The sequence below is a fragment of the Erwinia papayae genome (assembly GCF_058241465.1).
On record NZ_JBZCHT010000002.1, the window covers coordinates 127,219 to 152,785 of the forward strand.

General features: G+C 49.7%; 21 protein-coding genes. 17 read left to right on the forward strand and 4 right to left on the reverse strand.

What is annotated here, in order from left to right; all coding sequences use genetic code 11:
* Positions 1–33 precede the first annotated feature (33 nt).
* The 3 genes from pncC to mltB form a co-directional block, all read right to left on the reverse strand.
* Positions 34–528, reverse strand: coding sequence for a nicotinamide-nucleotide amidase (gene pncC, locus AC3RPL_RS00655; RefSeq protein ID WP_490738598.1), 495 nt, complete (start codon positions 526–528; stop codon positions 34–36).
* 123 nt (positions 529–651) lie between these two features.
* Complete coding sequence (tam, locus tag AC3RPL_RS00660; RefSeq protein ID WP_490738822.1) at positions 652–1,425, reverse strand: trans-aconitate 2-methyltransferase; 774 nt, start codon at positions 1,423–1,425, stop codon at positions 652–654.
* Positions 1,426–1,559: 134 nt separating this feature from the next.
* On the reverse strand, positions 1,560–2,639 hold the full coding sequence (gene mltB, locus AC3RPL_RS00665) for a lytic murein transglycosylase B (RefSeq protein ID WP_490738599.1): 1,080 nt from the start codon (positions 2,637–2,639) through the stop codon (positions 1,560–1,562).
* A gap of 210 nt (positions 2,640–2,849) precedes the next feature.
* Here mltB and AC3RPL_RS00670 point away from each other — a divergent pair, with 210 nt between their 5' ends.
* Positions 2,850–3,440 carry a DJ-1 family glyoxalase III gene (locus tag AC3RPL_RS00670; RefSeq protein ID WP_490738600.1) on the forward strand — a complete coding sequence of 197 codons (591 nt, stop codon included), beginning with the start codon at positions 2,850–2,852 and terminating at the stop codon, positions 3,438–3,440.
* 52 nt (positions 3,441–3,492) lie between these two features.
* On the opposite strand, the gene lldD is transcribed toward AC3RPL_RS00670, so the two are convergent.
* A complete protein-coding gene (gene lldD / locus AC3RPL_RS00675; RefSeq protein WP_490738601.1) occupies positions 3,493–4,629 on the reverse strand; it encodes an FMN-dependent L-lactate dehydrogenase LldD in 1,137 nt (378 codons plus the stop codon).
* A gap of 397 nt (positions 4,630–5,026) precedes the next feature.
* On the opposite strand from lldD, the gene AC3RPL_RS00680 reads away from it, so the two are divergent.
* From AC3RPL_RS00680 to AC3RPL_RS00755, 16 genes are all read left to right on the forward strand, one after another.
* Positions 5,027–5,572 carry a YfaZ family outer membrane protein gene (locus AC3RPL_RS00680; RefSeq protein WP_490738602.1) on the forward strand — a complete coding sequence of 182 codons (546 nt, stop codon included), beginning with the start codon at positions 5,027–5,029 and terminating at the stop codon, positions 5,570–5,572.
* Between the two features lie 766 nt (positions 5,573–6,338).
* A complete protein-coding gene (locus AC3RPL_RS00685) occupies positions 6,339–6,923 on the forward strand; it encodes a Pvc16 family protein (protein WP_490738603.1) in 585 nt (194 codons plus the stop codon).
* Positions 6,924–7,706 (forward strand): hypothetical protein, encoded by a 783-nt coding sequence (locus tag AC3RPL_RS00690; RefSeq protein WP_490738604.1) that lies wholly within the window; start codon positions 6,924–6,926, stop codon positions 7,704–7,706.
* Positions 7,707–8,187: 481 nt separating this feature from the next.
* Complete coding sequence (locus AC3RPL_RS00695; RefSeq protein ID WP_261639913.1) at positions 8,188–9,747, forward strand: phage tail sheath family protein; 1,560 nt, start codon at positions 8,188–8,190, stop codon at positions 9,745–9,747.
* Between the two features lie 74 nt (positions 9,748–9,821).
* Positions 9,822–10,292, forward strand: coding sequence for a phage tail protein (locus AC3RPL_RS00700; RefSeq protein WP_034938458.1), 471 nt, complete (start codon positions 9,822–9,824; stop codon positions 10,290–10,292).
* A 49-nt stretch (positions 10,293–10,341) separates the two neighbouring features.
* Complete coding sequence (locus tag AC3RPL_RS00705; RefSeq protein ID WP_490738605.1) at positions 10,342–10,818, forward strand: phage tail protein; 477 nt, start codon at positions 10,342–10,344, stop codon at positions 10,816–10,818.
* Positions 10,819–10,820: 2 nt separating this feature from the next.
* Entirely contained in the window at positions 10,821–10,991 is a 171-nt protein-coding gene (locus tag AC3RPL_RS00710) for a hypothetical protein (RefSeq protein WP_490738606.1), read from the forward strand.
* A gap of 25 nt (positions 10,992–11,016) precedes the next feature.
* A complete protein-coding gene (locus tag AC3RPL_RS00715; RefSeq protein WP_034938461.1) occupies positions 11,017–11,670 on the forward strand; it encodes a CIS tube protein in 654 nt (217 codons plus the stop codon).
* A 14-nt stretch (positions 11,671–11,684) separates the two neighbouring features.
* A complete protein-coding gene (gene vgrG / locus AC3RPL_RS00720) occupies positions 11,685–13,478 on the forward strand; it encodes a type VI secretion system tip protein VgrG (RefSeq protein ID WP_490738607.1) in 1,794 nt (597 codons plus the stop codon).
* Between the two features lie 19 nt (positions 13,479–13,497).
* Complete coding sequence (locus AC3RPL_RS00725; RefSeq protein WP_034938464.1) at positions 13,498–13,797, forward strand: PAAR domain-containing protein; 300 nt, start codon at positions 13,498–13,500, stop codon at positions 13,795–13,797.
* Positions 13,798–13,903: 106 nt separating this feature from the next.
* The gene (locus AC3RPL_RS00730) at positions 13,904–14,275 is read left to right on the forward strand and encodes a GPW/gp25 family protein (RefSeq protein WP_490738608.1); all 372 of its coding nucleotides are present in this window, start codon (positions 13,904–13,906) and stop codon (positions 14,273–14,275) included.
* Positions 14,275–16,626: a baseplate J/gp47 family protein gene (locus tag AC3RPL_RS00735; protein ID WP_490738609.1), complete on the forward strand. Its 2,352-nt coding sequence runs from the start codon at positions 14,275–14,277 to the stop codon at positions 16,624–16,626. Before AC3RPL_RS00730 ends, AC3RPL_RS00735 begins: the two co-directional genes overlap by 1 nt.
* A gap of 102 nt (positions 16,627–16,728) precedes the next feature.
* Entirely contained in the window at positions 16,729–18,249 is a 1,521-nt protein-coding gene (locus AC3RPL_RS00740; RefSeq protein ID WP_490738610.1) for a baseplate J/gp47 family protein, read from the forward strand.
* Complete coding sequence (locus AC3RPL_RS00745; protein WP_490738611.1) at positions 18,242–19,087, forward strand: hypothetical protein; 846 nt, start codon at positions 18,242–18,244, stop codon at positions 19,085–19,087. The genes AC3RPL_RS00740 and AC3RPL_RS00745 overlap by 8 nt, the downstream gene beginning before the upstream one ends.
* Positions 19,077–21,458, forward strand: coding sequence for a hypothetical protein (locus AC3RPL_RS00750; protein WP_490738612.1), 2,382 nt, complete (start codon positions 19,077–19,079; stop codon positions 21,456–21,458). Before AC3RPL_RS00745 ends, AC3RPL_RS00750 begins: the two co-directional genes overlap by 11 nt.
* On the forward strand, positions 21,455–25,558 hold the full coding sequence (locus AC3RPL_RS00755) for a contractile injection system tape measure protein (protein WP_490738613.1): 4,104 nt from the start codon (positions 21,455–21,457) through the stop codon (positions 25,556–25,558). The genes AC3RPL_RS00750 and AC3RPL_RS00755 overlap by 4 nt, the downstream gene beginning before the upstream one ends.
* Positions 25,559–25,567 lie beyond the last annotated feature (9 nt).

Here is a 25,567-nt window from a genome sequence, read left to right on the forward strand (position 1 = left end):
ATGATTATACTGTATGGTCATACAGTATCAAGTTTAATTTTTGAGAAAATGCGCGTACAACGTCTGTAACCCCCAGGCCGTCGCCTGACGGCGCACCGCTTCTCTGTCTCCGGAAAAGATCTGACGTTGTACCTTTGTTTCGCGGTTACGCGCCGCAAAACCAAAGCAGACGGTGCCCACAGGTTTGTCATCAGAACCCCCATCAGGTCCGGCGATACCACTGACTGAAATCGCAAAGTCGGCATCCGCCTCCACTCGCGCACCTTCAGCCATTTCGCGCACGACCTGCTCACTAACAGCACCGTGGCGCGCCAGCGAATCCGCAGTAACACCAATCATCTGCTGTTTAGCCTGATTACTGTAGGTGACAAATCCACGTTCAAACCAGCATGAACTGCCGGCAACATCGGTAAGTACCTTGGCAATCCAGCCACCGGTACAGGACTCGGCGGTAGTCAGGGTGGCCTGCAGGCGTTGCAACTGTCGGCCAATTTCCGCACTCAATTTCATTAACTCAGCGTCCGTCATCAGCGCTCAATCCCCTAATAAAAGAAACAGCAAGATTAGCACTTTTTCGTTTGGGGAAAAGAAGACACTGGCTACTTTGCGGCACGCTTTCCAGTCTCAGTCCAACTTCTGCGCCAGCCTGCGTTAACCCCTTTGTGCCACCATAAACAGGCGGGGAAAAGGCATCAGTATGCGGCCATCGTGATGAATGCGATAAGCCTGCTGCAACTCATGCAGGTAGCTGGCGATGAAAGACTGTTGATCATGTTCTGGCAGCGGGGCCAGAAAAGGCCGCAGACCTGTTGCCCGTAACCAGTCCACCAGCGCCTGATGCGAAGGCATAACGTGATAGTAAGTTGTGCGCCAGATGTCCACTGAACAACCGGCTGAACTGAGCAAATCATAATAATTTTCAGCGCTAAGTAACCGCTTACGCTCAGCCGCTTCCGCACCAATTTTGCTTTGCCAGGCGGGCATTTCACTGACCTTGCGCATCAGACTGTGACAGGGCTGGTCCAGATTATCCGGCATCTGTATTGCCAGCACACCGCGCGGCGAGAGCTGTGTAACCAGATGCGGCAGTAACTGAGCGTGATCGGGCAACCACTGAAGCGAAGCATTGGCGTAAATCAGATCCTGGGGCTTATCAGCATGCCAGCGGCGTATATCAACCTGCCTGAACTGACAATCAGGCAGGCGTTTTAAAGCCTGTTCGAGCATAGCCTGTGAGCTGTCCACTCCGGTGATCAGCGCATCCGGCCAGGCTTCACGCAACAAAGCAGTACTGTTGCCCGGACCACAACCGAGATCAACGGCAGAATGCACCGTTTTGAGAAGAACGCGATCCAGTAACTCTTTGGCAGGGCGCGTACGTTCAGCCTCAAACTGACGATAGAGATCGGGATTCCAGTCTTTCATCTGTGCCTCACGATATTTATTAACAACATCATTCACTGTAGAAGCCGGCCAGCCACGCAGAAAGAACAATATTGCAACAAGTCGTTCAGGACAGGGAAATCGCTAAAGGCCATCCGTCATTCACGGAATGCGCCTCAGAACCGCCCCGCATCGCGCACGGCTTCACCCAGTTGCCACACCGCCATCGCATAGTGGTTGCTGTTGTTATAACGAGTAATAACGTAGAAGTTTGGCAGACCATACCAGTACTGGTAATACTGCCCCATATCGAAACGTAACAGGCTGACCTGCTGATGACCATTGAGCGGTACCTGAGGTGACAGTCCGGCAGCCGCAAGCTGCGCCGGGGTATAGCGGGTTTTGAAACCGTTTTCCAGCAGTGGCGCCTGCCCGCTGGCCGGAACCGCAATGGTGCCCCCTCTCTGCCAGCCGTGAGCGCTGAAATAATGCGCGACGCTGCCGATAGCATCAACCGGGTCCCAAAGGTTAATGTGCCCGTCGTTGTTAAAATCCACTGCGTACTGTTTAAAGGAAGAAGGCATAAACTGACCGTACCCCATCGCACCGGCGAATGAACCGCGCAAATCGAGCGGATCATCTTTCTCTTCTCTTGCCATCAACAGAAAGGTTTCCAGTTCGCCGCTGAAATATTCAGCCCGGCGCGGATAGGCAAAGGAGAGCGTTGCCAGCGCGTCAATGATTCGGGTTTTGCCCATCACCCTGCCCCAGCGGGTCTCCACACCGATAATGCCAACGATGATTTCAGGCGGCACACCATACTGCTGCGAGGCACGATTCAGAGCATCCTGATACTGGTTCCAGAACTGCACGCCGTTTTGCACGTTATCCGGCACGATAAATTTGTTGCGATAACGGACCCATGCGCCGTTTGGACCTGAAGGGGGCTGGTAAGCCGGTGCCTGACGGTCCATCAAACGCAGCACCCAGTCCAGACGTTTCGCCTGTGCCAGCACATCATGCAGTTGCTGACGATCAAAATTGTGCTTCCGCACCATTTTCTCGATAAATGCCGCAGTAGCCGGGTTATCAGCGAAATCGCCGTCCAGGGGCGCGACATTATGCGAAGGTTCAAGCAGAAAACCGTTGTCACCTTTAAAAGGATTACCGTGTGGCTCAGGCTGCGGAAGTGGCTTACTGCTGCTACAGGCTGAAAGCAGGGCCAGTGGAAAAAGGAGTGTGAGCAAATAACGCATTGCATATCCATAGCGCGATAGAAGTAGCCATCATGTTAAAGCATGCTCTGAGCCGATGAAAAGCATATGTTGTGTAAAGGCATTGCACGGCCAGTGTTGTTAATGCTCTGCGGCCACGGTGCGCATCTTATCAGCACCGGCATTGACAATATAAAAATAAAACGTTATTTCAATAATATTTTTTAGCCATTTTATTATTCAGGAGGAATGATGACTAAACAGGCGGCAATACTGTTAGCGCCGGGCTTTGAAGAGGCGGAAGCTTTTATCATTATTGATATTTTGAACCGGCTGAGGGTAAAAGTGACTACCGTTGCCTGCCATACCGGACGTGAGGTGGCCAGTTATCATACTGTCCCGGTTGTGGCTGATGTACTGCTGAGCGACATCCAGCATGAGGAATTTGATGCAGTGGTGATCCCAGGCGGACCAGAAGGCACGGTAAATCTGGCGGCTAATCCATTGGTAAAAGCCTTTATCAGTCGCCATGACGAGGCCGGAAAATGGATAGCGCCGATCTGCTCTGCCGCCGCTCGGGTGCTGGGCGGCAATCATTTGCTGAAAGGACGACGCTACACCTGTTCTGGTGATCTGTACAAAGCGGTGACCGATGGCGTCTGGAGCCCGGATAATGTCGTGGAAGACGGTAATCTGATCAGTGGCAAAGGGCTGGGTAAAAGTTTTGAGTTTGCCTTTCAGCTGGCGTGGCGTTTAACCGGCGACACCGAAACCGCCGATTTTCAGGCCGATCATATTTATTTTGATTACTGGCGCAGTCATCAGGGAATGAATGCCGGATAAAAACCCACAGCGGGCCTCGCCGCCCGCTGCTCCTGCTTACAGCAGCGTTTGTTCACCACGAAACCAGTGAATCGCGGCCAATCTCCGCAATAGTTTTCGCCCCGGTCAGGGTCATTGCCACCCGCATCTCTTTTTCCATCAGCGACAGCAGATTTATCACCCCCGCTTCACCGCCTGTTGCCAGCGCGTAGACAAATGCTCTCCCCAGCAATACGCCGTCAGCGCCAAGCGCAATCATCCTTACCACATCAAGCCCGGTGCGGATACCGGAATCCGCCAGAACAGCTATCTCACCTTTCACCGCATCGGCAATTGCCGGAAGCGCTCTGGCTGTGGACAATACGCCATCCAACTGACGTCCCCCATGATTGGAAACCACAATACCATCCGCCCCAAAACCGATCGCATCCCTGGCATCCTGCGGGTCAAGAATACCTTTAATGATCATACGCCCCTGCCAGAAGTCGCGGATCCACTCCAGATCCTGCCATGATATTGAGGGATCAAAGTTTGCCCCCAGCCAGCCAATGTAATCCTCCAGCGTGGTTGGCTGCCCACGATAAGCCGAGACATTCCCCAGGTCATGCGGTTTACCCTTTACGCCAACATCCCATGCCCACTGTGGATGCAGAACCGACTGCAAAATCCGTCGCTGTGTGGCATAAGGGCCACTCATCCCCGAATGCGCATCCCGATAGCGTGCGCCGGGAACTGGCATATCGACGGTAAACACAAGTGTTTTCACGCCTGCTGCCTGCGCACGTTCCAGCACATTTCGCATAAAACCACGATCTTTAAGCACATACAGCTGGAACCATATCGGGCGAGCAATCGCCGGAGCCACCTCTTCCAGAGGGCAAACCGACACGGTGGAGAGTGTGAAAGGAATACCCTTTGCCGCAGCAGCACGGGCAGCCTGTACTTCGCCACGGCGGGCATACATCCCGGTCAGTCCAACCGGAGCCAGTATCAACGGCATCGCCAGTTGTTCATCAAACAGGGTAGTTTCGAGGCTCAGTTGAGACATATTTTTCAGGACTCGCTGACGTAACGCGATATTGGCTAAATCAGCGGTATTACGCCGAAGGGTATGTTCACTGTAGGCACCGCCGTCGAGATAATGAAACAGGAAGGGAGGCAATCTGCGTTTTGCCGCTTTACGGTAGTCCGTTGATGCAGAAATGATCATTCATTGTCACCTGTCTGTAAATATTCGCTGGGATCAGAAAGCCTGTAGCGCAGCGAAATAAATTTCCTGAGCCGTGCGCGACGGCAGCAGGGTTGTGTACAGAAGTGTAGTGGATAATCAGACGAGGTTGAGGCGCAATATTTCGACAGTACAAATACGCAACACGTTTGCAATATTTCGCGTGACAGATAACAAAAGATACCGGGCTACGGAAGCCTGACGGATTTTAAAAAAAAGGGCAATTAGCATTAATTTTTTGGATGCAAGTCAGGACAATTAAAAAAATCTGAAAGGCCAGATGCGTTATTAAAAAACAGATCGTTTTCTACTACTGGTTGATAAAGGGTTTAAGCAAAACGAATAAAATAACCGCACTAATTTATATCTGGACATTAAAATGAAAAAATTCACTTTAACAGCGCTGATATCATTACTGATTACCTCAACATCCGCAATCGCAATGGGTGTCAGTATGGAACAAGGTAAAAACTTTACCAATCTTAATGGTGAAATCGGTAAAGACTCAGGCGGCATATTCCTGGAGAGCAACTGGTTGAAAAATACCCAGGATGGTACTCAGGTGGGTTCAGTGGGTACGGGTTATAATCTGGAACTTGGCCCGGTTATGCTGACAGCAGGAGTAAAAGCGGCTTATCTCGGCCCCAAAAAGGGCGATAACGGCGTGGCGTTTCCTGTAGGTGGAGGCGTGAGAATCGCCTTACCTGCTAATTTCGCCCTGTATGGTGAGGGCTATTCTGCTCCACGCGGCCTGACTAACAGCGTAAATAACTATATTGAAGCCAACGGCGGCATCAGCTGGTCACCGCTGGGTCCATTGACCGTGAAAGCCGGATATCGTCACGCCAGCGTGGATGGCAAAAGTGGCCACCAGAATCATACGTTGATTGACGGTCCATTTATTGGTGCCGGTCTGACTTTCTGATTTGAACAACATTGTAGTTTGCTGATTTTGCATATCAGCAGATGCAGGAATAAAAACAATCATCAGCATGATTTTTTATCAGTGAAATTTACTGATACAGATATTGCTATTACGCCTCGTTTTCTTTCGGGGCTTTTTTTAATGGCCACAGAAATAAAACCATTAACAAAGAAAAAATCGCGAAATATATTTTGATAAATGCATCGGTAATTTTTTACACTGGAGAGAAAAAATTTAAAAGGCAGTCAAAATTTGCCGAAATTAACGTCCTGTTGGTGTCGCCTTCAGGCACATTTGCTGTAGCGGATATATCCCGGAAATAGTGCTATATAGCGGTTATAATCCCCGTAGCTCTGTTTTCTGCACGTTTGAACACCCGTTTTTATCCTGAGCTGTATTGCCATCTGTCGACGTAACTCCGGTATACTCAACGCCTGCCCCGCCCACATTTCAGGTCCATATTACCCTGCGAGAAATATGTCCTGTAAGCATTCCGGACACCTGTCGTAAAGCCGGTGCTCGGATGGCTTACACGCTCAGGTTTTATCGCTGGTTCTGTGTTTTTCAATAGCATTCTTCCGCATGCGGCATCTCAGAGTGAGATCGGCAGACCTCCCTGACCGCCTCGACGGAGTTCAGAATGGTGATCGCCTGGTGAGAAGCGCCACCGAAAACCGTTTAAGGTTGTAAAACATTCGGCAAATGCGTTATAGCTATGAAATCCCACTCAGGAACGTCATTTGCTATTATTGATCAGGAATATCTTATGCTGGCTTTGTGCTTAGATTACTTAAAAGAAAGGATGAATCAGTCTGTCAAAAGCGTGTTTGATTTAGCCGATGACCTGGTGATTGTCTCTCCGCCAGCGGACCTTGATGGCTCAAAGTCACCTGAAAGACAAAATAAGATCCTCATTTTTATCAACAACATCGAAAAAGACAAATTTTCAAAAAGTTACCGACCTGAGTTCAACCACACAAACAACAGAAAAGCGGTATCATCGCAGCCGCTTTTTATCACCATGACGGTGACCGTCGCAGCTAACTTTAGTACGAACCATTACTCTGACGGATTAAAAGTGCTATCCCACTTTCTTGCTTTCTTCAATCGTCATAACAGCTTCAACCGTCAGAACTCCCCTGACCTCCCTGAAAATATTGAACAAATTAACATGGAGATGGCATCCATACCGGGTGAACAATTAAACCATTTGTGGGGGATATTCGGCTCACACTATCTGCCTTCGTGCATTTACAGAGTGAGAGCACTGATCCCCGACAGTGAATCAGTTCTGTCTCAGGTAGGTAGCATTCATTTATCCAATACCACGATGGCAAAAAGAGAGAATTAAATGACAGGCTATCAATCAATCTTACTAATTAGCGTTATGCATGAGTATTACAATGCAAACAGCGATGGATTAGCGCCCTTTGAGATTATTCCAGACCGGGAAACAGCAGTGTTACTCCGTCAGTTCGGCATTCTGTTGAAATCAGCGCGGGGATTTACGCAGCTGATTGCTGAAACTGAACGGTTTGAGGATTTGGCGGAGTTGACTGACAAAATCACCCTGAAATTTCATCTTATAAGCACGGCCCCTGCTATCAGAAGCATCACAAAAATGCCCGGGATGTTCAATATTTCAACTATCAATGCAGAATTTACCGATAGCCCAGCGCTGGATATTACTGCAGAAAACTGGGCTGATATAAACCCGTCGAATACAACCATCGCCAACAATGATGTTGCCGTCTTTAATAAAAATTTAATCAGCATACTCACTATTACTCTTCCGCAGCGTCACTTAACTCTGGAGAAGAAATCTGTTACGGTCAGATTTAATGCCATCTCGGCCAGCTGGAAATACTATATATTTTCGTCGGATGGTAAAAAAAACCTCGGTATTTCTCACTTATTTACTGAGCAGCCGAATGAAAAAATCGCCAATAAAACGGCAAGAGTTTTTTTATCTGACAATCCAATATCCCTAAGGGAAGTTTACACAGAATATTTCTCATTATCAGATGACAAAAAAATCATCATGAAATCCCTGCCCCTCCCTGCTCCGGAAAATATTTCAACATTTATCTCTGACGGAATAAAAAAATCCATCGCTCATATTTACATCAACTGATCATACTGTGGCACCAACTCCTCTGATTAACAGCCTTCATAAGTGATGCGGTCTGAACGTTACGGTGAAAAAATGGCAGGCTGGCTGAAAACGCACACTGCGCGATTAATACCAGCATAAGCCAGATGGATTGTTTTTCGACTGCCTCCATTGCTGTGGACATTTTGATGACATGATAAAAGCCTTTAACACCAGCTCATGATTTTCATCATAAATTTCAATGAATTAAAAAAATAATCTCATAAATTCCCGGCTAAACAGCACCTGCACATCCCTGTAAACACATGGGTAATGATGAAAAATGTGATCTGACTTTTTCGACAACTTCAGTTGATAGTTGACAGAAAACTCAGAAAAAGTTATACAAACACATCAGTGTTCTTAATAAGATAGTTCTTAATCTCAGGCCTTTCTTAACAGCGTTTTTTCTGTGTGCTGGCAGTCGGCATGGTTGCAATTCAATTACATGAAGGTCCAAACTATGGGCGTAATGAAAACACCTGGCGTATATATAGTTGAGCAAAATGCATTCCCGAACTCTGTTGTTGAAGTTGCCACTGCGGTTCCCGCATTTATCGGATATACAGAAAAAGCGGATAACGGCGGTAAATCGCTGAGCAATCAGGGATGGCGTATTACTTCGATGTCCGAATATCGTCAATACTTCGGTGGAGAACCCCAGCATTTATTTGAAATAGCCGAAATTGGTAAAACTGCGGATGCTAATACCCGGGAAGCATTTAAGCAGTCGGGAAAAACTTACCAGATTACGCAATCAAATACCCGCCATCATCTTTATTACAGCATGCTATTTTTCTTTCAAAATGGCGGCGGCCCATGTTATATCGTTTCAGTGGGTAATTACTCAGACGATATCGATGCCGGGATATTAAAGGCAGGCATTATGCCTTTAATTAAAGAAGCTGAACCCACCATGCTGCTTATTCCAGAAGCAATACAGCTGGCAGAAGATGATTGTATTAATGTTCAGCAGGCCATGCTTGGCCATTGCGGTGGGAAGATGAAAAACCGCATTGCGATTTTAGATATCTGGAATGGTTACAAAGATCGTCAGCATCCTGATGGTGACTGTATTGAAAACTTCCGTTCTAAACTGGGTACTAATTATCTCGATTATTCATCTGCCTATTACCCGTGGCTGAACACCTCAATCGTGCAGGACAGCGACGTCAGTTTCCTTAACATCAGCAATATCGATAAGCTGGCAGAATTGCTGAACAGCGAAGTCGCTGCGGTGTTCAGTGATTTAGAAGGTCTCACTGAAGAAGAACTCAGCACAGGCGGTAATAAGCTGAGAGCAACACGCAAACAGGCCATGCTTGATGAAATTGCTAAGTTAAGCGGCGAGCTGTCAAGACCTGATGCGGTGCTACTGCATAAGATCCTTTCGAATATGAGTGCGCTGTACCAAACCATCATGGCGGACATCAAATTCCAGCAAAATATCCTGCCACCCTCTGCGGCGATGGCCGGTATTTATACCATGGTCGACAACTCACGCGGCGTATGGAAAGCCCCCGCTAACGTCAGCGTCAACGCGGTTGTCTCTCCAACCGTTAATATCAGCGATGATGAGCAGGAAGATTTAAACGTAACAACTCAGGGTAAATCGATTAACGCTATACGCCCTTTTATCGGTGAAGGTACGTTGGTCTGGGGAGCAAGAACGCTTGATGGCAACAGCCTGGACTGGCGATATATCAACGTCAGACGCACGATGATTATGCTACAGGAGTCAATTAAGCTGGCCTCCAAAGCCTATGTCTTTGAGCCCAATGTCGCCAACACCTGGGTTTCGATGGAAAGTATGCTGGGCAACTTCCTCTACGGTATCTGGAAACGAGGCGGATTAGCAGGTTCAACGCCGGGTGAAGCTTACAATGTGAGCGTCGGTCTGGGTAAAACGATGACCGGTAACGATATCCTCGAAGGAATTCTGCGTATTACCGTGCTGGTGGCGATGGTACGACCGGCTGAATTCATCGAAATCACCTTCCAGCAAAAGATGCAGGAATCGTAGATTCGGTCCTCTGCATGGCATGTGAATAGCATTCAATATTATCGAATATAACCAATTATTCTCAGGAGATACCTATGGCAGATGACGGTTCAGCTCAATCCGAAACAGTATGGCCAATGCCGAAATTTCATTTCGAAGTGAAATGGGATGGTGGCGCTGGCGCTGGCATGGTTTCTGCATTTCAGGAAGTATCCGGCCTTGATTTAGAATCACAACCCATCGAATATCGCGCGGGAAACAGCCCGGTATTTTCCACGATAAAAATGCCTGGATTGATTAAAACCGGCAACGTCACGCTTAAGAAGGGTATTTTTAAAAGTGATAACAAGTTCTACACGTGGTATTCGAAGATCAAGATGAACACCATCGCCCGAACCGCCGTCACGATAAATCTGTTAGATGAAAGCGGGGCGCCAGTGATGAGCTGGAAGCTAAAAAATGCCTGGCCGACCAAAGTTACCGGTACCGATTTAAAATCGGACAGTAATGAAGTGGCGGTTGAAACCATTGAACTTGCCCATGAAGGTCTGGAAATCTCCGTTTGATTTCTGTCATTGAGCAAAAACTTATTTCCTGAATACAGAAAGAATCACCATGGAAAGCCAAAAAGGTACGGGTGCAGTACAGGGCGATGGCGACTGGCCCCTTCCCGCTTTCTACTTCAGCGTTTCTGTCAGTGGCTGTGCTGATGACACAGCCTTTCAGGAAGTTTCCGGACTGGAGTTCCAGATAGAAACTGAAGAGTATCGCGAGGGGGGCAATAACCTGGTTTATCATCTGCTCAAAAATATAAAAACCAGCAATTTAACGCTAAAGAGAGCCGTGACGGATAAAACATCCAAATTACTGAGCTGGTGTCTTGGCATTTTGAATGATGAACTGTCCAAACCGATTGTGACGAAAAGTGTGTCGATAAATTTGTTAAATGAGAAAGGGACAACGTGCAGAAGCTGGACTGCCTCAAATGCCTATCCGGTGAAACTGAAGATGGCCCCTTTTAACTCGACCCAAAATGATATCGCCATTGAAGAAATCGAAATTTGTTTTAATCATTTGAAAAGGAACTTATAACCGTGCCAATAGAAATAAAGCAGCTTGTGATTAAGTCAAAAACAATAAATGACGATAATAAAAACGCGTCTTTCGACTCCGAACGGCCAGGTTATGATGCTGAAGAAAACCAGCCGGAGAAAACACTCCCTTATCACTTTATAAAAGCAACTGATGCAGTAAGAGAAAGATAAGTGATTTGAATAAAGGGAGTCCATCATGGAAAAAATAACGATAAAATCAATCACCTCTAAAGGAAGTGTTGCGCAAACATTTTCGGCGACGTTGAATCCGGGCAGCATTAAGCATAATTTTGGTATCAGCTATACCAACAGAGGTCCACAGCAGCAGGGGGACATTTCACCGACCACCACCTTTAAAGGCTATGACAGCGAAAAACTGGACTTCGAACTGCTTATTGATGGGACAGGGGTAACGGGCAATACCAGCACCAACACCGTGCAGAAGCAGCTTGCCACGCTAAAAAAAGTGACCTACGCCTATAATGGTGAGCAGCATGAACCCTATGCGGTGGTGATATCCTGGGGGACATCCGTCAGCTTTCAGGGACGTCTGACCTCTATCAGTATCAATTACTCTCTGTTTGACTCCTCCGGTAATCCATTGCGAGCGACGGTAGCGCTGAGCTTTGCAAAATATTTAACGCAAAAAGAAAAAAGCGCTTTAAAGAAGCAGTCCTCTCCTGACCTGACTCACATTATTGAATTCAGGGCAGGAGATACGCTTCCAATGCTATGTCACAAGATCTATAACGACAGCAGTTACTATATTGAGGTAGCCCGGAAAAATAATTTAGCCAGTGCACGACAGATCAAGCCCGGTACAAAAATTTACTTTCCACCTTTAATTTAAACATCGGGTTAATTATGGCTATATCTCCATTAAGTGATGACAGTACCGGGGTAACCACCTGGACCATTAAAATTGATGGCAAAGCGATTGACAGCGCCATTGGCGTTATCGCTATCCATGTTCGTTACCAGATAAATCATATCGCTACTGCGGAGATCACCATCAGCGATGGCGATATGCCTTCTCAACGCTTTGATGTCAGCGATGCCGATACCTTTAAACCGGGAGCGACTATTTCTGTTTCTGCTGGCTATGCAAGTGATGAAAAAACAATCTTCGAAGGGATTATTATCAGCCACGGACTCGAAATTACGGCGAATAACAGTTCATTCCTGAATATTGTTTGTAAAGATCAGGCAATAGCAATGACTATTGCTAAACACAGCCAGTGTTTTCTTGCTCAATCTGACAGTAAAATAATCAGCGCGCTGCTGGCTAAATACCCCAACATTACCAGCTCCGTCGGCAGCATTACCGACCCCTGGCCTGAGCTTGTCCAGTTTAACAGCACTGACTGGGACTTTATCCTTACGCGCGCCGAAGCAAATGGCTTTGTGGTCACCAATCAGTGCAATAAGGTGACGATTGATAAACCTGCAACAAGCACTGCGGCGGCCCTCGTGGTGACCTATGGAACAGATTTAATCTCGTTCTCGGCAAAAACAGATGCGCGAAACCAACTCAGTTCTGTCACCGCGACCGCGTGGGATTCTGCCAGTCAAAACATGGTAACAGGCTCCGGTTCAGCTCAGTCCATCGCAGGGCAAGGCACTTTCACCAGCGCAGATTTAGCGAAGGTACTGGGCATCAGTGATTACCGGCTACAAACCGCCTCAACCATCAGCACTGATGCTCTGACTCGCTGGGCTAATGGTCATCAGGTAAAAGCCATGCTGAGTAAGGTTCGGGGCAGCGTCACTTTTCAGGGAAACGCCAGCGCCACCATTAACAGCTTACTGGAGCTCTCTGGTGTGGGTGAGCGCTATAACGGTTCACACTATGTTGGTGGCATTCATCACAGTATTGAGAAAGGTCAGTGGATTACCACGGCTGAACTGGGAATGTCGCCGATGTGGTCGGCTGAACACCGTGATATCGCCGCCCCGCCAGCGTCAGGGTACTTACCCCCCGTCGATGGGCTGCAAATCGGCATCGTGACCAAATTAGACGGCGATCCGGATTCCAGTTATCGCATTCAGATAAAACTGCCGACGCTGGATAACGACTCCAGTTTAATCTGGGCGCGATTAGCCAGCTTCTACGGTTCATCAGGCTGCGGAAATTTTTTCATTCCTGAAATCGGTGATGAAATGATTGTGGGCTTTATCAATCAGGACCCCAGCAATCCCGTTATTCTTGGCTCACTGTACAGCAGTAAAAATATAATGCCTGAAGAGATTACGGCCGATAATTATATCAAAACCATCGTAACCAAAAGTAAGATGAAAATTATTTTTGACGATGAAACCAGCATCATGACCTTAATAACACCCAACGGCAACTCTGTGGTGATGAGCGATAAAGACAAATCTGTCACTCTGACCGATCAAAACAGTAATACGGTAAGCATGGGTGAAAGCGGTATTGCTATTAACAGCAGTAAAGATATTACTATTACAGCGAAAGGATCAGTCAGTATTAACTCCACACGCGATACCATCGTTAAAGCGACGGGCGATGCTAACATCTCCGCTTTAAATGTTTCAGCACAGGCCAATACCGGGTTAACGCTTAAAGGAAATACAACCGCTGAACTTTCCTGTTCAGGAATAACGACCATCAAAGGCACGCTGGTCAAAATTAATTAGCAACGCGCGGAATTGATATATGTCCTTTGCAGCAAGAATTACGGACCTACAGATGTGTCCGATGGCCACCCCGGCGCTTCCCCCTGTTCCTCATGTTGGTGGCCCAATTGCAGGACCGGGTGTCCCGACGGTGTTAATTGGATCGTTACCCGCCGCGGTGCTGGGGGATAGCTGCGTCTGCGTTGGCCCGCCATCTACCATCATCAAAGGTTCTGCCACCGTGCTGATTGGCGGCAAACCTGCGGCAAGAATGGGTGACAGTACCAGTCACGGAGGCACTATCGCGCTGGGGTGCCCCACGGTCATTATTGGCGGTTAATTATCGCCAACGGGATAGCGTGAAATTTATGGCAAACAACAACGCATTTTTAGGAACAGGCTGGGCATTTCCCCCCAGCTTTACCGGGCCTCATCACTAGGTCGTGATGAGTTCTGATATTCAGGATATTGAACAGAGTTTAACCATTCTCCTCTCCACTACGCCTGGGGAGCGCCTGATGACGCCTGATTTCGGCTGCCGGATTAATCATTTTGTCTTTGAAGAACTCACACAGACGGTATTAACCCAGCTGACAGCGGAAATTCGCCATGCCATTTTATTTTTCGAATCACGCATTAATGTCGAGGATGTTCATTTTTTGCCCGATCCACTCTCAGGGAAATTGCTTATTCAAATTGACTACAGCGTTATTACCACCAACACCCGTAGCAATATGGTTTATCCCTTCTATTTAAACGAAGGCACCTTAATATCGCCGCAGCTACTCCCGTTATCTGACGAGTGGGATATCGCTTAATGACCTCACGGCAACAGCGGCAGGATGAGGCGATAAACTCATCCATATTCAATCCCCATGAACTCAGCTTTGAGCAACTAGTCGTTTGGGCGTATCAATTTGCTCAACAGTTGCCGTTCAGAAACCTGGCGGATCAGCCTGACTGTCACTGGGGGAATCTGTTTCAACAAAGTGAAATCGTGGTCTGTGCCGCGATATCCACCTGTAATACAAAACATATTCAGGCAGAATTTAAGCAAGCCCTGGCACGTGGTGAAAACGTGACCGTCGAGTTTTTACTCATTTTGTTAAAACGGATGCAGGAGTGGTATCAACATCTGCCAGACACCCCGGAAACCGCTTACCAGCTTAAATATCATCTGCTGCATGAATATCAGTATCACCTTTCATTACCGCTAAGCCTGGTGATAACCCGCTTACCTGAGCAATTCCGTCACAGCCTGCAATCGCTTGATCCGTTATGGAATCTTGATCAACACACGCTGGATAGCGCATCGCCGGTATTGCAGCACAGCAGCTTTGGTGAACAAATGCGTCACTGCTTTGCCAAAATAGTCTATGTCATTGAACAGATAAAACAGCAAAGCCAGCAGGTATTGCAGGCCGCGTTGATGCATCAGGAAAATAACCCGCAGCAGGCGCTTTATTTTGCCTTCCTGAAGTTGTTCGAACGAGCACAACAGAGCCTGAATCAGTTCACGGAAAAACATCTGCAATTTTATTATCAGCAGGTTTTGCAACAGGATAAGAATCCGCCACCAGAGAATTCGATCTACCTGAAGCTCTCATTAAACAACCGAACCCAGAATACCCTTCTGTTTGAGCAAGGTGCCGGGTTCAGTCCAGGCGATGACCCTGACTTTAAGCCGATCATTTATCGTAGCCTTTACCCGATTGAAGTCACGGATGCCGAGGTGTCGCACATCTTCAACCTGACTTTACAGCGCGACCCGCTGGTTTCACCCGAAAAGGAATCGGGCCTGGTGTGCGGCGTCAGCGGACAGCGTCTGCGGATAGCGGCAGCTACCGCCGGGGACAATTTCCCGAAAGAACAGCAATTTAATATATTTAATAACAAGTACAAAACCGAAGACAGCACGCAGCCGATGGGGCTGGTCATCACCGATCCCTTATTTTCGATGCAGCAGGGCAACCGCAGCATCGATATCGTGATTCATCTCAAGGAGGTACGTTCGGGCATTGTTGCCCAGGAATTACTGGCGGTGGATGATGATAATAAAACCAGCGCAGCCCTGACGCGCGTATTCACCCATTTACTCACTCTGCATGCCCATCTGCTGGAAGACTGGTCCGTGCGGATAAGCGCTGTCAGGCTGGCAGAGCAGGTAAAAGCAGAGCAGCTCAGCCGGTTTCGGCATCTCAAACCGTCACAGCGTGTCTGGGGGGCCTGTAAATTATTTTTTCTGCAAATGCTCCAGTTTATATGTTCAACCCCGGACGAAGGGATGCAATATGGCCTTGCCAGGACAGAGCTGCTGTTTCGGGTCATCGGTCAGATAGTCAGCCGACGCGCACTGTACACGGTACAGTGGTTAACCGAATCCGAGAGCGCAGAGATCCTCAGCCGTTTAAAACCCATTATTGCAGAAGATTCAACGGCTTACACTACGATAAAAGCGCTGCTCTGCCACTCGGCCACGGCGACTTTTTATCAACTCTTTGAGGGTGTATTCCATATTGAAGCCTCAACCGAAAATGGTTGGGAGGTGCTTGATAATGTGGAAATTTATCCCTGCGCCCCCCACGAGTGTGAAACGGGATTCAGGGTGAAATGTCATGTGGATACCGGCTTTGCGCCCGTCATCTCCCGCCATGCACATCTGCTGCACAGTGCATCGCTGAGAATAACCCTGAAGCGACAAAGCAACTGCTTTCCCTACGCTATTTTCCGCGATTTTGAATTAGCAAAACTGGCGATGTCGGCACAGGTCAGCGGCGTAACCCGGATGCAATTATTTAACCCTGAGGGGCAAATTGATTCCTCGCAGCCCTTCTTCTTATTTGGTTCCCAGCCTTATCCCGATGCTTATGCGGTGATAGCTAACGAAGAAATTGCCCGAAAAAACCTTAACCAGTTGCTGCTGCACCTTGACTGGGGGAATCTGCCGCGAGGTTCAGATGGCTTCAGCGAATACTATGCTGAATACCCTTATCCCTACACCAACGCCAGTTTCCAGATTCGTGCAGAAATGCTCAGTAACGGGCAGTGGGTTGAACCCGCCCCGACTTCCTTACCATTATTTACGCCAGCCAGCGGCGCACTTCACCATCACAGACATTTTCATTTTCCGCATATGAAAAACGGCTACACGCCGGTGACCCGCCCCTAGCCCAGGACGCCCTACAGTAACCAGTCTGGGTTACGTAACGGGTTATTTAAGCTGAAGTTAACCGGCCCGGAGCCGGCATTTGGCCACAAAAGCTACGCCCCGTTGCTGAGTGAGACACTCACTTACAACGTCAGCAAAAAGCATAAAAGAACGCTGCCCGCTCCGCCTTATACGCCGCTGGTCACCCGGATTGCCATCGACTATTCCGCGGAGTCGACCATTGATTTATTAAGCGTCGACGGTCACAGCCAGAGTGAAATTGTGCACCTGCACCCTTTTGGCGAAAACGTCATTTATCCGCCAAAGCAGACTCACCAGCTCCACAGGCCGCGATTCTTTCCGAATTACGAAGAAGACAGCCACTGCTTTATCGGGATCACCGCAACCGAATTATCGGGATATTTAAATATTTTCTTTGTGTTTGACGGTAACTCCCGACTGCTGACGCCCTTTCCGTCTACCGCTTATCGCTGGTATTACCTGGTGGATAATGAATGGCAGACACTTCATCCACACCAGATTATCCATGACACTACCCTTAACTTTCTTACCACCGGTATTGTCACCTTAGACCTGCCCGATGACATCAACAGGGAACACACCGTGATGCCATCGGGGCTGTTCTGGATCCGTGTCAGCACCAACCGGGGGATCGACCGCTATCCCGACTTTCTGCATGTCGCCACGCATGTTGTAAAGGTCACGGGGAAAGGCGCTCCCCTCGCCGATGACGGTATCACCCCGCTCTCATTTTCTGCATGGCGTAGCACACCACGAAAACCGAATCTGGCGGCGATAGCACAAATTAATGCGATGATAAAAATCCCCGAAACGGAGAGCGATCGGCACTTTCAGATGCGGGTGAGTGAACGCCTGCGTCACAAAGGCAAAGCCTTAATCCCGTGGGATTACGAGCATCTCATTCTGGAAAACTTCCCGGAGGTGGGTGCCGTACACTGTTTCCCTGCCCGCAGCTATTATTCTCTTAAGCAGCAGCAAGGCCGCGTACTGATCATCGTGACCCCGGTCAATACCCATTGCGATCACTCACTCTGTTCGCCAAAGCAGTTAGATTCTTCCTGTCTCCTCAGCATTCGTCGTTACCTGTTGGCCGTGTCTCGCCCGCACGTCGAGATTGAAGTCCGTAATCCTGGCTACGAAAAAATCCAGATCAGATGCAAAGTCATCTTAAAAGACGGCGTCAGCCATGGCCCCGCCTTGCGAAGACTGGAATATGCTGTCAAATCACAATTATGCCCCTGGGCAGCGGATACCCTGAACACCGGGCTGGGATTCTGCTTATCACTTGAGAAGCTCAGCGCCTTTATTCTCAGGCAAAAAGATGTGGTAAGCGTCAGTGCGCTCTCCGCACTGAAAATCAGCATGGATGAAGATGCGGAATACACCCTTCAGGACAGTGCGGCAAACAGTCAACCTGTTCGGGCTGCCTTTCCGTGGTATTTACTGATCCCGGAAGAGCATCAGTACATTCAAATTTCAGCCGATAGCCTTACCCATAAACCCGTTACCGTCGGTATTGGCGAACTGGTTATCGGGGAACAATTTATTGTCGGCACATCAACAACTCCCTCTCTCCCCGAAGGCGAAAAAAATAATGGCTAAACGTAACCGCAGCACGCTCAAGAACTATTTTCGTCATGGGACCATGCCGTCAGCCGAACATTTTTCAGACCTGATTGATTCATGCGTTAATCACAGTGATGAAGGCTTTATTAAGCCAGCGGAAACGGGCCTTCAGCTCAGGGCATTGGATCAGCAGCATCTGCTGAGCTTTTACCAGCAAAACAGTCCCGATACTCCGCTGTGGCACGTCGGATTTTCCCCTCAGGGTAGCAATTTACAGATTTTCGCAAACCCCAGTGCAGATATCACCGATGAAAACCCGGCGGAGAGCGAAGCCACCCAGGCGGTCAATCTCTCAATGACGCCCAAAGGACAGGTGGGGATCAATACCGCCACGCCGCAGCAGACGCTTGATGTCAACGGCACGATCGCCTCGCAGGCCAGAATGGGCAGTGTATTAATAGATACGCCGATCCCCGCCGACGGCGAATGGCACGATATCACCCCCGATCTGGAGGGGTGCCATATGTTCGAAATCGTCGCGGGTATTGGCATCCGCTACAGCGGTCGTTATGCGCTTGTGCATGCCATCGCCATTAATACCTGCGCACCAAACAAGCGTTGGTGGCAGCGGGGAGATAAGAACCCCATTCATCTGACTCAGGCATTCTTTCACTCGTCGGCTGACAAAATCCAGCTGCGCTGGCGGCAACATAACCACCGAGGCACCGTCCGCCCTTACGCGTTACAAATTCGCACCACTACGCCATTTGGTGAAGGCCAGACCATCCGCTACCACATTACGCAACTGTGGAATGACCCCTTTATGCAGCAATGCCACTCCATGGCAACGGGGAATAAAGTCAATGATGTCTGAAGCTATTTCCAAACAGCGCCATAATGATAATCCGAATAGCTTCGAACATCTTTATCAGCTTGGTCTGACATACATCCAGCAGATGAGTGGTCGTCTCTGGACTGACTACAACACGCACGATCCGGGTATGACGATCCTGGAGCAGGTGTGTTATGCCCTGACCGACCTTATTTACCGCTGTGAGTTTGAGGTGACCGATTATCTCTGTGATCCCTCAGGGAAGATTGATTACCGGGCTCATGGCTTAGCGCTGCCGCAGGATATCCTGCCGGCATACCCGCAGCAGCCAGAAGAATATGAAACATGGTTATTAGCCCGGTTGCCTGAGCTGGATAAAGTGTGGTTACGCCTGGCTGAGCATGCCCCGCAGCTGGGTATTTACACCCTTAATGCGCAGCTCAATCATTTTTACGCGTTAAGCCAGCAGCGTTCAGTTTCAGGTCAGCATTCGGTTTACAGCCAGCAACATGCCGCGGTGGATCATATTCGCCAGACGTTTTATCGGGTACGGGCAGTGGCAGAAGATTTATCCACCATTGAATTAACCGGGCAACACCCGCTGACGCTCAACGCTGTCATTCACGTCAGTGATGATATCGAGGATGTCACCGGGTTTGCTGCCCGTATCTGCCACCGGATTGGCCTCTGGCTGGAAGCAAATGTGCAAATCACCCCCACGACGGTGATTAAAGAATCACTACTGGCTGAAGATGGGGTCCAGAATATCGAGCGGCTGGCGTTTATTCAGTACCGGGATAACACCGGTTATGCTGAACCTGTGCCGCTTGATGATATTGCACCTTTTTCATATCTGACCCTGCCGCAACCCTCTGCCCATTCAGGGATTGAGATTATTCAGTTTCAGCACCCGGTTGATATCGACTACGCCGATCTCGCCATTCAAATCGAGCAGATTCAATATCAGCAACGTTTTGCCCGGCTGAACGCGGCCACGCCTGTGGCGCTGCCCGTTGGCCATCACGTTGAGTTCAGCCACTATGAGTCCATTCAAACGCTGTTCCCGAGGAACTATCATTTAGCGCCGGGGATGCCGAATGATTACCATGCGCAACAACAGGCTCAACGGCATCAGCTTCGCAGCTACTTACTGCTGTTTGATCAACTGATGGCTAATTTTTGTGATGACATTGACGGCTTGAATACCCTGTTCTCGCTGTCATTAACGCCTGAGACCACCTATCACGCGCATCTGTTACAGGATGAAGAGTTTTATAATATCGCCAGGCATTACCCGCCGGATGCCGCAACGCGTCTGGATCAGTTACGTGCCCGGCTTGATGATTATCCTGAACGGAAAAATCGCATCTTTGATTATTTGCTCGCCCTATACAGCGAACGGTTTCCGGCAGGATTACATCGCCAGTTCAATCCCTATTTTCCGGCCCCGATATTAGAAAAACAGCTACTGAAATATAAACAGGCCTTTATCCTGAATATCGTCACCATGACCCGTGAGCGGGGCATGGGTGATAATTTGCTTCAGCCTGAACATCAGGGGGGATACCGTCAGCGCCTTTCGCTGCTGCTGGGACTCCTGCCACAGGCATCCTCACAGGGAAATTGTACCGAGGCTATTACCCGCTACTCACTGAAGCTGGTGCCGGACCCGCTCCACTTCCCCAGCGATGCAGGCAAAAAAGTGTTGTGGTTACTCAGCCCCGGCGCACAGACAAACCTGCTGCCTTTAGCTGCTAACCGTTTAGCGGAATACCCAAACGAAGAGGATATTCAACATCGTCTGTTAGCCACCTCGCTGTTCCACGAGCGAATGCTGCCGGACGCGCTGATGCGGTTTGGCATTGATAACAGCAGATACCGTCTGCTGCATTGCCCGGAGCATGGTTATTACCAGCTGTTTTTTAACGCCGATATTGCAGGTCCCCGGCAGTGGTTTTATATCGCCAGCCACCCTGACAAACAGACACTCACCGGGCTTTGCCACCTGTTGCAACGTTGGCTGACCGGGCTGAACCAAAGCAGCGAAGGGCTTTATGTCGTTGAACCGATTTTACTGCGTACCGGGGACGATAACGCATCGTTGAGCGACTATGCCAACCGGGTAATTGTTGTGTTGCCGGGCTACACCGCTCGCTTCAGCAACGTCAGATTTCGGGAGCGGGCGGAGCAATTAATCATCGAAAACAGCCCGGCGCATCTGCTGACGCAGTGCCTGTGGCTTGATTTCTCCGCACTTGCCCAATTCGAAACGCTCTACAGCCGATGGCGGCAGGCAAAATCCAGCGCGCTACAGCATAAAGAACAGCAGCCGGCGTGCGATGCCATTGCCAGGCAGCTGTATCTGTTTATACAACGTTCGCGCAATGAACCGGATGAGGCGTTGAGTCTGTGAGCCAACTTCACAAAATTAATCACGCCAGCCTTGAATTTAATTTCAGCGGAGTTGCTGATGCAGAAGCCTTTGAGCTACGCGCCGCACAGTGGGTTGTGCAGCAATTCATCCCGGCGATGGAAGCGGTATTTGACGAGGTCTGTCCTGAGCACCAGACCCTGGTTATTGACACGCTGACGCTCGATCTTGGTGTGCTGAGCGCAGGGGCATTTTACCAAGAGGCACCAGAAAGGCTCAAACAGATACTACAAACCACACTGCGCTCACAGCTACAGATCGCCAGGCAGACACCTCAGAGCAGACCACCGGCTGAACCTCATCACATGCAGGTGCTGAGCCAGCAGCAACAGCGCTGGAACCTGCTCTGGCAATTCCTTCGTACCGGTGCGCTTCCGTGGTCTGTTGCAGGCAGACAATTGCCGGAATCACTGGGGTTGCCGGATATGCTGACCGAGCACTCGGCCCGGCTGATTAACGCACTCAGTACCGCCAGTCGGCCTGAGCAGATAGTTCGACGGCTGGTTGAGCAATTTCCTGCCAGTCACATTGCCGCGCTGTTTCCCTCGTTAGCGCCAGCCTGGCAATGGCAGATGATGTCACTGTTATTAACGCACCCGGTCAGCCGCCAGGGAGAATTAACCGATCGGCTGGCACTGGCGTGGTTCAACCGCTTCAGCCAGCTGTTAGCACAACACAACCTGACTCCGCTGCGTGCCGACTGGCAAAAGCTGATTCAGCAGTATGCACCGCAGCTGATTAACGCGCTCCGGCAACGGCACAGCGACAGCCAGCTGCCCTGGTGTCTGGTGCAGGATTTAACGGAAGCTGAGCGTTTGCTGCTGTTAAGCGTATTAACGCCGCAGGAATATCCATTTCTGAGCGCTATTCTACAAATGCCAGACTGGTGGCAGTTTAAAAGCCGGGCAGATTTAACCTCGCGCGATGTTTACGCCACGCAGGCATCAGGCGCAGAGAAATCCGTCACGCTGTTAGCCACCTCGCAAATCCACCAGCATTTATGGCTGTTCACCCTCCAGTACCTGCTCATCGATCGTGGCAGTGCCTTTAACCGCCAGAGCTACATGGCAGGCCTGGTGACCCGGATGGCAAATGCGCAAAACCAGAAGGCAGAGACGCTGCTGGCATCGTTAATCTCAACGCTGAACAGCATCACCCTCCATAGCGCACTGCGGGAGCAGTTATTGCATTTACTCCATGCCATTGCGCCCGTCATTGCTTCACCGACAAGGTTAAACGCGTCCGATAAACAGGAAACCGCTAAAATCAGCCTGGCCGCTGGCGCACCCGCTGACGAGGCACATCTGCCGATCGGCACGGTGCCATTTCTGCATATCAATGAGCTGGTTATGGCGCTCTGTGCCGGTAAAGAAAAACAGCTCCTGCTGCACTGGCCACCACCTTCGCAGCCGTTTGCCGCCTTATTACGCTGGTGTGGCCAACTGGACTATGTGCGACGCCATTGGTGTGAAACCTATTCTGATAAAACCTTATCAGCGCTGGTCGGGATACTGGAACCGAGTGCCACGCCTTTAATACAGATCCTCAGCGTGCAACATCGCCTGTTTACACCCCAGCACACCACGACGATCGGCCGCACAACAACGATGAATTTATGGCGATTCACCTTTGCCTTTCTGATTGTGGAAAGCAGTGGCGCATTTAATCCCAAAAGCTATCTGCGTTATTTAATCCGCCAGATGGCACGCTGGCATCATGTCTCTTATCGCCATCAGCTGGCGTCAATGAGCAACAGCGTTATCGATGCCGGTGATTTTTTACTGCACGGTGTCCCCCTGAGCCGTCTGCTTGAGGAGGTCGCATCCTCCGGTTCCGCGGAAAAATCCGTTCAGGATGACGCACCCTCACCTTCTTTTTTCCGGCTGTCACTCTCACCCTCGCTGATAAGCGGGCTCTCTCTGGCCCAGCTCGCCGACATCGAGCAGATCATTCTCACGCTGCAAAGTGCCCGGCTGATTCAGTGGAATAACCACATTAAGCAATGGCAGCGCGACCACGGGAAACGACTGCCGCTGCTGATTGTCAGCCTGGGAAGCTCGCTGCCGATAATTAAGCGCTGGGTGGCCCAGTTTGATGACCCCGCTCTGTTCACATTAACCAGCATCGTCAGTCCACAGGCCACCGAGAGCGTACGTACGGTGATTGCCGGGCGTCAGACCATCGCCCTCGCCCTGAGTCATGGGGCAAATCCACCCGACGCCAGCAACACCAGAACTGCCCTGTGGGAGCTGACGCTGCACTACCTGATAAGCCGCCGGGGAAGTGAATTTAATCACTACCAATATTTGCTGAATATCACTGAACAGCTTTCTGCCCGCTATCAGATTAACGTTGCGCTATTAATTCATGAGTGGCTGCGTCTGAGCGATAGCGGCTTTTTATGGCGTCAGCAGTTAATCGACCTTGTTGAACATCATCAACGGCCACCGGTCACGGCACCTCAGTTACTCAACCGTGTGCAGGCCGACGGTCAGACAGTGGCTGTAAACCAGCAGCAACAAACGCTTTTACAGCACTATGCCGCGATCAACGCGTCGGCAACCGCCATGCAGCTTCAGACATGGAGCATCCCCCAGCTGACGCGCCTGATACGCATCATGCAACCGCAATGCAGTGAGCGCCTGACCGCGTTGTTGCCTTTACTGCTTGCGATAGTCAATCAATTTAAAATAGCCCCTCACTGGTTTTACCCACTGCTGCTCAGCCATGACTGTCCTGCCACGCCAGAGCAATGGCTTCAACGGTTTCTACAACAGATAAACAGGCAAAATGCATCACCAGACCGAACGCTCCACCATCAGTTGCAACAGCTGGTGCTCAGCAGTAATGACATTCATCACCCGCTGGCGGAACGCCGGCGATGGACAGAGAACCTTCTGCCGGAAGAGGCGCTGCCTGAAAAATTACAGCTATGGCTGGAAGGTAAAGCCCCGGCTCCGACACAAAGCATACTGGCAGGCTTATCGCCGCGCGGGCCGCAGCTCCCGCTACTGCAATGGCTACAGCGCGCGCTGGCAAACCCACGCCATATGCAAAGCTGGCTTGAAGGACTGTCGGTTGAAACACACCAGGCGATTTTGTTCCCGAGACTGACCAGCACCACCCTCGCATTGCTGGTATTGCGCCAGGCATTTTGTCAGCTCTTTGCCTCGCCAAAACAGGGAGAGGTTTTTTTCTGGCAAACGCTGTATCGCCAGCACTGGCTCAGAGGGATCGCCATGACCGGCGACAGGTTCATGCAGGAAGTACTTATTGAGCTGACGCAATTATGGCGAACTCACGCCGTGCAGGACAAAGCATCAGACGACAGGTCGGTTGCTGCGCTGACTGAACGGCTACTGCCGTTGATATCCTCCACCTCACAGCGAAAAACGTTAGTACAGATAGCCCGTCAGGGGAAACAACACCCGCCGGGAAAAGCCCCCTGGGCGGCACATCTTAATCATCAGCAACCTGAAATCAGACAGCTTGCAGAGGCCATTGATATGACAGACAAAGGCATGAAAAAAAGCACGGAGAATATACGGGAAAAATCGCAGGATAATGCAGAAGTCAGCGCGGATCCCATCGTCATTCACAATGCGGGGCTGGTTCTCGCTTCAGTCTATATTCCGGTGTTATTTCAGAAATTAGCCCTGACCGATGGGCGCAATTTCGTTGACGGTCAGGCACAGTTGCAGGCGCTGTTCTGCCTGCAATGGATGACGGATTACACCAACAGCGCGCCTGAATATCAGCTGCTGCTGAATAAGGTGCTCTGCGGGATTGCTCCATCTACTGCTATACCCCAGCAGGTTACCTTGCCGGAAAGGGCAGAAACGCTGATAGAGGGTTTACTCACCGCCATTATTACCCACTGGCGGGCCATAGGAAAAACCAGCATCAGCACGCTGCAAGCTTCTTTTTTTCAACGTGAAGGCATGCTCACCTCAACCCCTGAACACTGGCAGCTGAAAATCTTCCCCGCCCCCTTTGACATGCTGATCGACCAGTTGCCGTGGAGTTTTCAGACCATCAAATACCCATGGATGGATCTCCCCCTTTTTGTTTCATGGCGCTAAGGACAAAAA